Here is a 12229-nt window from a genome sequence, read left to right on the forward strand (position 1 = left end):
TAGATGACAGCTTTCAACGACTTGATGGCCTATCAGCGCCAAACCTCGGCCCTTGGTCAGATTGCCGGACGTCTGGGTTGGGATCAGGAAACCGTAATGCCGCGTGGCGCCGCCCCGCAGCGGGCCGAGGAGATGGCCGCGATCGAAGCCGTGCTTCACGCGCGCCGATCAGATCCGCGCGTGGCAGAGTGGTTGGAAAGCGCATATGCAACCAGCGAAGCGGACAAGGCCCAGCTGCGCGAAATACGCCGTGAATATGATCGGGCGGTAAAGGTTCCATCGGATCTGGCAACAGCGATTGCGCGCTTGACGTCCGAGGCTCAGGGAAAGTGGGCGCAGGCCCGCGCGAACGAGGATGTCGCAGCATTTCTACCTGTTCTGGAAGAGGTTGTTGCGCTCAAGCGTGAGGAGGGCTCGGCGCTTGCCCAAGGGGGCGATATCTATGACGCAATGGTCGAGGATTACGAACCCCATACAGCAGGCGCCCAGATTGCCGAGATATTCGACCAGATGCGCCCGCGTTTGGTCGCCTTGCGCGCGGCAGTACTGGATCGGCCCGAACCCGCGGCACTGACCGGCAGCTTTGACGAATTGACCCAGATGCGACTGACGCAAAAGCTGGCAGTAGCATTTGGGTATGACCTGAACAATGGCCGCGTGGACAAAGCGGTGCACCCGTTTAGTTCGGGCAGTGGGTTGGATGTGCGGATCACCACCAGAACCAGCGAGACCGACCCGTTCAACTGTTTCTACTCGACGATTCATGAGGTGGGGCATGCGGCCTATGAACAAGGCATTGATCCGGCCTATCTGCTGACGCCATTGGGACGCGGCGTATCCATGGGGGTGCATGAAAGCCAGAGCCGGATTTACGAAAACCAGTTGGGCAGGTCTCGCGCGTTTACCGGCTGGCTGTTCGACCAGATGAAAGAAGCCTTTGGCGATTTTGGTATCGCTGATGCTGATGCCTTCTACGCAACGGTTAATCGTGTGCACAACGGATATATCCGAACCGAAGCGGATGAGGTTCAGTACAACCTGCATATCATGCTGCGCTTCGATCTTGAGCGGGCGCTGATGGCGGGTGATCTTCAGGTCGGCGACCTTGAAGCCGCGTGGAACGATCGTTTCGCTGCCGATTTCGGATATGCGGTCGACAAGCCATCGAATGGATGTCTGCAGGATGTGCACTGGTCTGTCGGCCTGTTTGGGTACTTCCCAACCTATTCGCTGGGTAATGTCTACGCGGGATGCCTCAACCAAGCGTTACAGAAAGCTGTTCCGGAATTGGATACACAATTGGCAAAGGGCGACACCTCGGACGCGACGGGTTGGTTGCGCGAGAACGTCCAGCAATTCGGCGGGCTTTATGCGCCTCGTGAAATTATCAAGCGCGCCAGTGGGGTAGAGCCAGGGCCGGAGCCTTTGTTGGTTTATCTTGAGCAGAAATTTGGTGGGCTTTACGAGCTTTGACGAAATGGCGCGCGAAATCTGGCATCAGGTTGGCCGCGATTGCCGTGGCCGCGCTGGCCCTTTTCCTGGCTTTGAAAGGTCGATCCACTGACGCGTACTTTGCGCGGTTATCTCAGACGTTTGACTGTGGTGGCGTTGGTGCTCCTTGCTATGTTTCTAATCGGCAATACAGCGCGCTGTTTCCTAAAGGCGTTGGGCCATTTCCTGCTGTTATTTTCTTTCCCGGATCGAACGGAACCGGCCAAGGTCTCATCCGGAAGCAGAGATTGGTTCGACCGATCCTCGAACGTGGCTATGCAATCATTTCCCCGACGGCGCTTGACATCAACTATGTGAACGGGCCCGGCACTGGTTGGGTTTGGGATATGTCGACATATGGCAGAACGGATTTTGATTTTGTCACGCAGGTGATCGATGATGCCGCCAAGCGGTTTCCTCTCGATGCTTCGCGTATCCTGGTATCCGGCCACTCACGAGGAGGATCGTTCGCCTGGTACCTTGCCTGTGAAGGTAGTGACCCACGCCTGACAGCCTTTGCACCGATCGGCGGGACGCTGGAACGAAACAATCCCGGCGGTTGCACCACCTCGGATTTCGAATTCAACATGTTCTACAGCCATGGCTACTCGGACACAGTCATCCCCTTCGAAGGGGCCAGTTCTCGCGAAGTCTATCCGGGCTATCTGGGGGCGGTGGAGTCCGCGGGTGGCCTTGCAATACTATCGAAATGCCATTCAAACGAGTTTATTCAGACCGAGAAACACGATCGAAGAAACTGGAGCGAATGCGAAACCGGAAGCAAAATTTCCCTGCTTGGGTTTGAAGGTGGCCACGGAATTCCCCAAGGTTGGATGACTCTTGTGCTTGACTGGTTCGAGAAATTGCCGGCCAAAAACTAGGGAGGCTGTACAACAACGGATCACTGGGCCGCTGCGCCCTGAGATCCGTGGTGAGTTCACTCTTCGACCTCTTCGTCACCCTGTTCGGCGATCCAGGCCACACTGACGACCTCTTCGCCTTTGCCGGTGTTGAAGACCTTCACACCCCCGGCGCTGCGGGAGCGGAAGGATATTCCATCAACTGGCACCCGGATCGACTGACCTTTGGAGGTGGCCAGCATGATCTGATCGTCAATCTCAACCGGGAAGGATGCCACCAATTCACCGCCGCGCATGGCCTTGTCCATGGCCGCAACACCCATACCGCCACGCCCGCGAACGGGGTAGTCGTGGCTGGAGCTTAGTTTGCCAGCGCCACCAGCGGTGATGGTCAAAATCAGGTTCTCGGCCGCCGACATCTCGGCATAGCGTTCCTGAGGCAGGACGCTGTCGGCATTGCCTTCATCTTCATCTGTCTCGGCCTCATCCGTCACGCCAGCCATCAGACGGCGCATCTTAAGGTAGGCGGCCCGTTCATCTGAAGTGGCGTTGAAGTGGCGGATAACAGACATCGAGACTACCTCATCCTTGCCGGTCAGGCGCACACCGCGCACACCGACCGAGGACCGGCTGTTAAAGACGCGTACATCCGTTGTTGAAAAGCGAATTGCACGACCGGATTTGGTGACCAGCATCACGTCATCATCATCCGAGCAGATACGTGCGTTGATCAGTTTGGTATCCGCATGATCTTCTTCGAACTTCATGGCGATCTTGCCGTTGCGTTTCACATTGGTGAAATCCGACAGGCGGTTGCGTCGCACGGTGCCCGCACTGGTGGCGAACACGATTTGCAAGTTTTCCCATTCTTCATCCGGCACATCCACTGGCATGATCGCGGCGATGGAAACCCCGGTCGGGATTGGCAGTATATTGACGATAGCCTTGCCTTTGCCGGTTCGCCCCGATTGCGGCAGACGCCAGGTCTTGAGCTTGTAGACCATGCCATCGGTGGTGAAGAACAACAGTTGCGTGTGAGTATTGGCCACGAAGAGGTTGGTGACAACGTCCTCTTCTTTGGTTTGCATACCCGACAAGCCCTTGCCGCCACGTTTCTGAGCACGGAAGTCGGCCAGCGGGGTACGCTTGATGTAGCCGCCTGAGGTGACGGTCACGACCATATCTTCGCGTTCGATCAGGTCTTCGTCGTCCATGTCGCCAGACCAGTCGACGATTTCCGTGCGTCGCGGCACAGCAAACTGTTCGCGTACTTCACGCAGTTCGTCACCGATAATGGACATAATGCGTTCGCGAGATCCAAGAATTTCAAGGTATTCCTTGATCTTGCCTGCTAGTTCTTCCAACTCGTCGGTGACTTCTTTCACGCCAATCTGGGTCAGGCGCTGCAACCGCAATTCCAAAATGGCGCGGGCTTGTGTTTCGGACAGGTTATAGGTCCCATCCTCGTTTGCCGTGTGGGTCGGATCATCGATCAGTGCGATGTATTCCAGGATCGGCTGCGCGGGCCAACGCCGGGTCATCAGCTTTTCACGGGCTTCGGCGGCGTCTGCAGATTGGCGGATCGTCGTAACAATCTCATCGATATTGGTGACGGCCACGGCCAGACCACATAGAATGTGGCTGCGTTCGCGCGCCTTACGCAACAGATGCGCGGTTCGACGGGCGACGACATCCTCGCGGAAATCGATAAACGAGGTCAAAAAGCGACGTAACGTCAACTGTTCGGGCCGTCCGCCATTCAGTGCCAGCATGTTACAGCCGAAATAGGTCTGCATCGGCGAGAAGCGGAACAGTTGATTCAAGACCACTTCGGGTGTTGCATCGCGTTTAAGTTCGACTACGACACGTACACCGTTGCGGTCGGATTCGTCCTGCACGTGGGCGACGCCTTCGATGCGTTTCTCGCGCACTGCTTCGGCGATTTTCTCGATCATCGAGGCTTTGTTCACCTGATAAGGGATCTCATCCACGACGATGGCATAGCGATCCTTGCGGATTTCCTCGACGCGGGTCTTGGAGCGGATGATGACGCTGCCGCGGCCTTCCAGATAGGCTTTGCGCGCGCCGGACCGGCCCAGCATCACACCGCCGGTCGGAAAGTCGGGGCCGGGAACGTATTCGATCAACTGCTCTGATGTCAGGTCCGGATCGTCGATCAGTGCCAGCGTCGCGTCGATGACTTCGCCCAGATTGTGTGGAGGAATGTTGGTTGCCATACCCACAGCGATACCACCGGCACCATTGACCAGCATGTTCGGGAAGCGGGCGGGCAGGACGGTCGGTTCTTTGTCTTTGCCGTCATAGTTGTCTTGAAAATCGACCGTATCTTTTTCGATATCAGCCAGAAGATATGCAGCGGGCTTGTCCATCCGCACTTCGGTGTAACGCATGGCCGCCGGGTTATCGCCGTCCATCGAGCCAAAGTTGCCCTGACCATCCAGCAGCGGCAGCGACATCGAGAAGTCCTGTGCCATCCGTACCAAGGCGTCATAGATCGCACTGTCGCCGTGTGGGTGGTATTTACCCATCACGTCACCCACCGGGCGGGCCGACTTGCGATAGGATTTGTCATGCGTGTTTCCGGTCTCGTGCATCGCATAGAGAATGCGGCGGTGCACCGGTTTCAACCCATCGCGCAGATCGGGGATCGCGCGAGAAACGATGACAGACATGGCATAGTCCAGATAGGACGTGCGCATCTCGGATTCGATAGAGACCGTCGGACCATCATAGACCGGGCGTTCTGGCGGAGTTTCATCCATGTTTTCAGGTGTTTCTGGCGTATCGCTCACGTAGGCTGCCTGTGTCTTGTTTTTGATCTATATCTTGTGGATGCACCTTATCAGACGCGGCATATAAGGTGCAAGCAAGCAACTGTCCCGTGGGTAAATTAGGTCGGTAACGCCAGAGTAACATATTGTTATATAAGTATTAGGTAATTTTCGTGGTACGCTGAAGAGACCTTACATGATTTTGGAGGTCTGCATGGAGCAAAACGAAACCGAATTGATGCTTAAGGGGTACGGGCTGACGACGGCGGAATTTTTCTATCATATGCCTGACTATGTTCACGTGCTGAACACCTTCATATGGCAGGAATATGATCTGGCGCCTGACCATCCGAAACTGTTTAAGTTTATTGAATTCTGGCAGCGCGAGATCGAAGGTCCGTTGCACTCGGTCAAATTCACGCATCGCAAGATGATCGCGCCGGGCGAATGGCGCAACATGGTGGGTGAGTTCCGGGTAAACTAAGCCTCAGGCCGAACAGCTAGCCCCGCCGAGAACACAGAATTTCGCGCAATGCGGGTGGTTCAGATAGACTTCGGATTCAGCCTCGGCGAGGGTCGTGCCCAACTCGAACTCGGGTGCGTAGGGCAGCAGGGTACACGCCAGAACCGCAGGTCGATCCGCGCCTTTGCGTTTGACGACCATGCGCGAGCTGGCGCACATGACCGATTCGGGGGATTTGTTCAAAATGTTCCAACAATCGGTTGTAATTTCAGGAACTTCAACGGTCTCATCCATCTCGGGGAACAGCACAGTTTGCCCGGGATTATGGGGATCGATGTCAAAGCGGTGCTCTGCAAAGAACGCGCCATAGCCCGCGCGGCTTTCGGCGTCGCTATCCCCCCAGACTGTCCGCCCGGCAATGGCCATCTTAAAGCCGTTGTCCCGCAGCCACTCCATTCCCGTCACAGTTTTGGCGAAACTGCCCTTGCCGCGCTCTTCGTCGTGCAACGCAGGGCGGTAATGATCGACAGAGATCCGCAGCGTCAGCTTGTCGCCGTAATCGCGCTGCAATTCCAACAAGCCTTCACGCATCTTGCGGCGCATCATAGGCAACATGGCGTTGGTCAGGATCAAAACCTCGTATCTGCGCTCTAGGGCGGCGCGGGTCATCTCGATCATCTCGGGGTTCATAAAGGGTTCACCCCCGGTGAAACCAATCTCGTGGATCGGCCACTGGCGCAAGTCGATCTGGTCCAGATAGTCGCGCACTTCATCCGCCGTGATGTAAACCAACGCATCATTGGTCGGACTGCTGGCGATATAGCAGTTCACGCATTCGATGTTGCACAGCGTACCGGTGTTGAACCACAAAGTCTCGGGCTTGGTCAGAGCAACGGACGCGCGCGTCTGTCCGTCCGCTGTCACCAGACAGTTTTGGAACTTTCCGATATTGGCTGCCTGAGGGGCGTTGTCTTTCATTCCGGCATCCGGTTTTGTGCAGTGACCGATCCGACTTAACCGTTAGCGACGGTTTAGTTAAGTGCGATCATCCTTTGCTGACAGAGTTTTGATGTCGGAACAAAATCGCAGATTGATTGCGCTAACATTGGACATGCCGCAAGCGGCAAGGTAAGGAAAAGCCATGGTTTCTCGCGTTATCCCTGTAGACCCGTTTGATCTGGTCATTTTCGGTGGAACCGGCGATCTGGCACAGCGCAAGATCGTGCCGGCGCTGTTTCGTCGTTATTGCGCCGGGCAGTGGCCTAACGCCACGCGGATCATCGGAGCTGCCCGGGCCGGATTAACCACTGATGCATTCCGAGACATGGTGTCCGACTCGTTGCGCAAACACGCGCCCAAGCGTTCTAAAGACCCCGAAGCCGTAAAAGGTTTTCTGCAGCGGGTGGAATACGTCGCGTTGGACGCTTTGTCCGAAGACGGCTGGGCGCAATTGGCCAAGACGCTGAGAACTGAACGTGTGCGGGCCTTCTACTTCTCGGTCGGGCCGAGATTGTTCGGCCCGCTGGCTGAACGGATAAGGGCGCATGATCTGGCCAACGCCCAAACCCGAATCGTTGTTGAAAAACCCTTTGGGCACGATCTAGAGAGCGCGCGTGCGCTGAACGCGACGCTGGCGGCGCATTTTGACGAAGGGCAGATCTATCGGATCGATCACTATCTGGGCAAAGAGACGGTCCAGAACCTGATGGCTGTGCGGTTTGGGAACATGTTGTTCGAACCGCTCTGGAACAGCCAGTATGTTGACCACATTCAGATTACGGTGGCCGAGACAGTCGGTATCGACGGGCGCGAGGAATATTATGAGCGCGCTGGTGCGATGCGCGACATGATGCAGAATCATTTGATGCAGCTTTTGTGTCTGATCGCAATGGAGCCGCCTGCGAAATTCGATCCCGACGCGGTGCGCGATGAAAAGCTCAAGGTGATCCGCGCACTGGACCCGGTTGAACCGCACCACATCGTGCGGGGTCAGTTTGCCGGGGGCGCGAATGGCCGGGGATATCGCGAGGTTGCCGGAAATCCGCGATCCACGACTGAAAGCTATGTCGCATTGCGCGCGCATGTCAGCAACTGGCGATGGGCGGGCACTCCGTTTTATCTGCGCACGGGCAAAGAACTGGTGGCACGATCCTCGGTCATTAATGTGATGTTCAAGGACGCACCGCACTCGATCTTCGGAGAGGAAGCCGGGCGCCATGCCAATGCTTTGTCGATCCGGTTGCAGCCGAATGAAGGCATTACCCTAACGGTGACGATCAAAGAACCGGGGCAGGGTGGAATGCGTCTGGTCGACGTCCCGCTGGACATGAGTTTTGCCGAGGCACTGGGTCCAGAGAGCCAGGACCCGCCCGACGCTTATGAACGGTTGGTGATGGATGTCATTCGTGGCAACCAGACGCTGTTCATGCGCGGTGATGAGGTTGAGGCCGCATGGGCCTGGACCGACCCGATCATCGCGGGCTGGCAGGCGCGCGGAGACGTGCCCAAACCCTATGAGAACGGCAGTACCGGCCCCGGTGACGCCGAGCTGTTGATGAAACGAGACCACCGCCGCTGGCAAGGAATAAACCCATGAATATCAAAGAATATGCCGACCGCGACATGCTTGCTATTGATGTCGCGAATGCACTGGCCGGGGATCTTGAGGCTGCGTTGCTACATCATGATACGGTCTCGCTGGCTGTGCCCGGAGGCACAACTCCAGGCCCCGTTTTCGATGGGTTATGTGCGGCTGATCTTGAGTGGGATCGTGTGTGTGTTCTGCCCACCGATGAACGGTGTGTGCCGGGCGATCACGAACGCTCGAATGAGCGGTTGATCCGTGACCGGTTGCTGACAAACCGAGCATCTGTCGCGCAGTACATTCCTTTGTTTGTTGCGGGCCATGAGCCCGAGGCGGTCCTGCCCGAGATTGAAAGCCTGATCACCCCGATCCTGCCCTTATCGGTTCTTGTGCTGGGTATGGGGGAAGATATGCATACAGCTTCACTTTTCCCCGGGATGGAGGGCTTGTCCGCCGCGTTGGACAGTCATGCGCCCACGCTGGCCGTGGCGCGTACGGATGTACAGCCTGAGGCGCGGATCACGCTGACAGCGCCAGTACTAGAGGGCGCGTTGTCGAAGCATCTCGTCATATTCGGGGAAGCCAAGCGCAATGCGTTTGGCCGCGCCACGTCGTTGCCGCCCGAAGAGGCGCCAATCGCAGCCGTTCTGAGCGGCATGTCGGTCCATTGGGCGGAGTAGGCGCGATGCAGCTTGATCAATTAAAATCCCTTGTGGGGTCCGTGAACAGCCGCAGGATACTCGATCTGTTCGGCGCAGATTCCAACCGGGCGCAGGGCTTTTCCGCCTCTACCGGTGATTTGTTGTTTGATTATTCAAAGACGCAAATCGACGACGATATCCGTGCGGCTCTTATCCGGCTTTGTGATAAGGTAAATCTGTCGGACCGGCGGGCGGCGATGTTCGCGGGTGACAAGATCAACGAAACCGAAGGGCGTGCGGTGTTGCATACAGCATTGCGCAACCTCGATGGTGGGCCAGTCGAGGTCGATGGTCAGGACGTGATGCCAGACGTACTGGACACCCTGCAAAGGATGCGTGTCTTCGCTGAAGAAGTGCGCGGCGGCACGATCACGGGGACGGGAGGCAGCTTTACCGATGTAGTGAATATCGGGATCGGAGGCTCGGACCTAGGCCCGGTCATGGCGACCCATGCGCTGGCGCCTTATCACGATGGGCCAAGGCTGCACTACGTCTCGAACGTAGACGGGGCGCAAATTGCGGATACATTGCGGCCGCTTGATCCGACGCGAACGCTGGTGATCGTCGCGTCCAAGACCTTTACGACCATCGAAACAATGACCAATGCGAGAACGGCGCGGGCGTGGATGATCGATGGCGGTGGCGATCCGGCGCAGCAATTCGCGGCGGTTTCTAGCGCGGTCGACAAAACGCAGGCGTTTGGCATTCCCGAGGCACGTGTGTTCGGTTTCGCGGATTGGGTCGGCGGGCGCTATTCGGTCTGGGGACCGGTCGGTTTGCCCGTAATGATCGCCGTCGGTTCAAACGCGTTTGACGCCTTTCTAAGGGGCGGGCAGGCGATGGATCTGCATTTCCAATCTGCCGAGTGGATTGAAAACATGCCGGTCATGCTGGCGCTTGTGGGTGTCTGGCATCGACAGGTAATTGGACATACCAGCCGCGCGGTTTTGCCCTATGATCAGCGCCTTGTGCGGCTGCCTGCGTATTTCCAGCAGCTTGAGATGGAATCGAATGGCAAATCCGTGGCAATGGATGGCAGCGCTTTGACCATGCCATCGGGTCCGGTTGTATGGGGTGAACCCGGCACCAACGGGCAGCACGCCTTTTATCAGTTGATCCATCAGGGCACTGATGTGATCCCCTGCGAATTCATGGTGGCTGCAAACGGACACGAACCAGAGCTTGTCCATCACCATCACCTGCTTCTGGCAAACTGCCTTGCCCAGTCCGAGGCTCTGATGCAGGGGCGGTCATTGGATGAGGCGCGCGCGCGAATGGCCGAACAGGGCCTGACCGGTGCTGAGCTTGAACGCCAGGCTCGCCATCGGGTGTTTTCCGGGGATCGTCCTTCGACGACGCTGATTTATCCGCAACTTACGCCCTATGTGCTGGGTCAGATCATCGCGCTGTATGAACACCGGGTGTTTGTCGAGGGCGTGCTGCTTGGCATCAATTCCTTCGACCAGTGGGGGGTTGAACTGGGAAAGGAACTGGCGACCTCGCTGGGACCGATTGTGGAGGGTGAAGTCAGCGCCAAAGGCAAGGACGGATCGACCGCAGCGCTGGTGGGCTACGCATTGCGGCATCGCGATTGATTTTGTCTTAAGCCGCACTCTTTTATTGTCAGACAATTGAAACATTGGCAGGGTCGTGTCTGAGGACACGGCGCGACCGCTGCGGAAAAGCGCTGGCAACGGGAGGGATGTCCATGCTGGGACAGATGATGACACAGCCGCTGCTGATTTCGTCACTGATTGATCACGCCGAACGCTATCACGATCAGACCGAGATCATATCGGTTGAAGCAGATGGAACGATCTTCGAGACAAATTGGGCGGACGTTGCGCAAAACGCTCGGCGGATGGGTTCGGCTTTAACCAAGCTGGGGCTTAGACCGCAGGATCGTGTGGGCACGCTTGCCTGGAACAATCGTCGGCATCTCGAGATTTACTACGCCGTCTCAGGTGCGGGATTTGTCTGCCATACAATCAATCCACGCCTCTTCCCCGAGCAAATGACATACATCATCAATCACGCTCAGGATCGGGTGCTGTTCTTTGACACGACATTCCTGCCGCTTGTTATTGCGTTGCGTGATCAACTGACTGAGGCGCACCATTTCGTACTGATGGGGGGGCGGGACGAAGCAGCGCTATCGCAGGTGCCCGGCCTGATGTTTTACGATGAGCTTATTGAAACAGGCGAGCCGGATTACGCCTGGCCCAGCTTTGACGAAAATACAGCCTCGAGCCTGTGTTACACCTCTGGTACCACCGGCCATCCCAAAGGGGTTCTGTATTCCCATCGCTCGACCGTGCTCCACAGCTTTGCCTCGAATACCTGTGATGTGATTGGGTACTCAGCCGTAGATGTGGTGATGCCAGTCGTGCCAATGTTCCACGTCAATGCCTGGGGATCGCCTTACGCCTGTGCCATGTCGGGGTCACGCATGGTGATGCCCGGACCCGACCTGCATGGCGAGGCGCTGGTCAATCTGATCGATACTTATGGGGTAACGCTGGCGATGGGGGTTCCGACCATCTGGCAGGGGCTTCTGGCACATGCTGACCAAAGCGGCTCCAAGCTGGAAAGCCTCAAGCGTACGGTCATCGGAGGGGCCGCCTGTCCACCAACGATGATCGAGACATTCCGCGAAACCTACGGCGTCGATACCATTCATGCCTGGGGGATGAGCGAGATGAGCCCTCTGGGCAGCACGAACTTTCCGCTCGCCAAACACCTGGACCTACCAGTCGAGGACCAGCACAAGTTGCGCGAAAGCCAAGGGCGACCACCTTTTGGTGTCGAGTTGAAGATTGTGGATGATAACGGCAACGACCTGCCGCATGACGGCGAAACTCAGGGCGATCTGATGGTGCGGGGGCATTGGGTTCTGGACAGTTACTATCTTTTGAAGGACCAGGACATACTGCAGGATGGGTGGTTCGCAACCGGAGACGTAGCAACGCTGGATGCGGATGGTTACATGACGATCCGAGACCGATCAAAAGACATCATCAAATCGGGGGGCGAATGGATCAGTTCGGTTGAGTTAGAGAACATTGCCGTTGCCCACCCACAACTTGCCACCGCCGCGGTGGTCGGGGTCCCGCACCCTAAGTGGGACGAACGTCCTCTGCTGATCGCCGTCAAAGCGGAAGGCGAAGACCCCACCGAGCAGGATTTGCTGGCCTTCTTTGACGGTAAAATTGCGGGCTGGCAGGTGCCTGACAAGGTCGTGTTCGTGGATGCCCTACCGTTGAACGCGACGGGCAAGATTCTGAAACGCCAACTGCGTGCTGATTTCAGCGATATCCTGATGGGGTGATCGTTTGCCT

General features: G+C 56.9%; 9 protein-coding genes. 7 read left to right on the forward strand and 2 right to left on the reverse strand.

The window, feature by feature from the left end:
• Positions 1–3 precede the first annotated feature (3 nt).
• Complete coding sequence (locus BLU89_RS03115; RefSeq protein ID WP_074734389.1) at positions 4–1473, forward strand: carboxypeptidase M32; 1470 nt, start codon at positions 4–6, stop codon at positions 1471–1473.
• Positions 1474–1739: 266 nt separating this feature from the next.
• Positions 1740–2372 carry an alpha/beta hydrolase family protein gene (locus BLU89_RS03120; protein WP_143030509.1) on the forward strand — a complete coding sequence of 211 codons (633 nt, stop codon included), beginning with the start codon at positions 1740–1742 and terminating at the stop codon, positions 2370–2372.
• A 56-nt stretch (positions 2373–2428) separates the two neighbouring features.
• Here BLU89_RS03120 and gyrA read toward each other — a convergent pair whose 3' ends face one another.
• A complete protein-coding gene (gene gyrA / locus BLU89_RS03125; protein ID WP_245709694.1) occupies positions 2429–5134 on the reverse strand; it encodes a DNA gyrase subunit A in 2706 nt (901 codons plus the stop codon).
• A gap of 223 nt (positions 5135–5357) precedes the next feature.
• On the opposite strand from gyrA, the gene BLU89_RS03130 reads away from it, so the two are divergent.
• A complete protein-coding gene (locus BLU89_RS03130) occupies positions 5358–5627 on the forward strand; it encodes an usg protein (protein WP_074736345.1) in 270 nt (89 codons plus the stop codon).
• Between the two features lie 3 nt (positions 5628–5630).
• Here the strand turns inward: BLU89_RS03130 and BLU89_RS03135 are convergent, their stop codons facing one another.
• Positions 5631–6584: a radical SAM protein gene (locus tag BLU89_RS03135; RefSeq protein WP_074734395.1), complete on the reverse strand. Its 954-nt coding sequence runs from the start codon at positions 6582–6584 to the stop codon at positions 5631–5633.
• 163 nt (positions 6585–6747) lie between these two features.
• Between BLU89_RS03135 and zwf the strand changes: the two genes are divergently transcribed.
• The 4 genes from zwf (at position 6748) to BLU89_RS03155 (ending at position 12219) form a co-directional block, all read left to right on the forward strand.
• Complete coding sequence (zwf, locus tag BLU89_RS03140; protein WP_074734396.1) at positions 6748–8202, forward strand: glucose-6-phosphate dehydrogenase; 1455 nt, start codon at positions 6748–6750, stop codon at positions 8200–8202.
• A complete protein-coding gene (gene pgl / locus BLU89_RS03145) occupies positions 8199–8870 on the forward strand; it encodes a 6-phosphogluconolactonase (RefSeq protein WP_074734398.1) in 672 nt (223 codons plus the stop codon). Before zwf ends, pgl begins: the two co-directional genes overlap by 4 nt.
• 5 nt (positions 8871–8875) lie before the next feature.
• A complete protein-coding gene (pgi, locus tag BLU89_RS03150; protein ID WP_074734399.1) occupies positions 8876–10486 on the forward strand; it encodes a glucose-6-phosphate isomerase in 1611 nt (536 codons plus the stop codon).
• A gap of 113 nt (positions 10487–10599) precedes the next feature.
• A complete protein-coding gene (locus BLU89_RS03155) occupies positions 10600–12219 on the forward strand; it encodes a long-chain-fatty-acid--CoA ligase (protein WP_074736347.1) in 1620 nt (539 codons plus the stop codon).
• The last annotated feature ends 10 nt before the right edge of the window (positions 12220–12229 follow it).

The organism is Ruegeria halocynthiae (assembly GCF_900106805.1).
Lineage (GTDB): Bacteria > Pseudomonadota > Alphaproteobacteria > Rhodobacterales > Rhodobacteraceae > Ruegeria > Ruegeria halocynthiae.

Coding starts and splice junctions, on each gene's coding strand:
- BLU89_RS03115 (WP_074734389.1), top strand. CDS start 4: ATGACAGCTTTCAACGACTTGATGGCCTATCAGCGCCAAACCTCGGCC.
- gyrA (WP_245709694.1), bottom strand. CDS start 5,134: ATGGATGAAACTCCGCCAGAACGCCCGGTCTATGATGGTCCGACGGTC.
- BLU89_RS03130 (WP_074736345.1), top strand. CDS start 5,358: ATGGAGCAAAACGAAACCGAATTGATGCTTAAGGGGTACGGGCTGACG.
- BLU89_RS03135 (WP_074734395.1), bottom strand. CDS start 6,584: ATGAAAGACAACGCCCCTCAGGCAGCCAATATCGGAAAGTTCCAAAAC.
- zwf (WP_074734396.1), top strand. CDS start 6,748: ATGGTTTCTCGCGTTATCCCTGTAGACCCGTTTGATCTGGTCATTTTC.
- pgl (WP_074734398.1), top strand. CDS start 8,199: ATGAATATCAAAGAATATGCCGACCGCGACATGCTTGCTATTGATGTC.
- pgi (WP_074734399.1), top strand. CDS start 8,876: ATGCAGCTTGATCAATTAAAATCCCTTGTGGGGTCCGTGAACAGCCGC.
- BLU89_RS03155 (WP_074736347.1), top strand. CDS start 10,600: ATGCTGGGACAGATGATGACACAGCCGCTGCTGATTTCGTCACTGATT.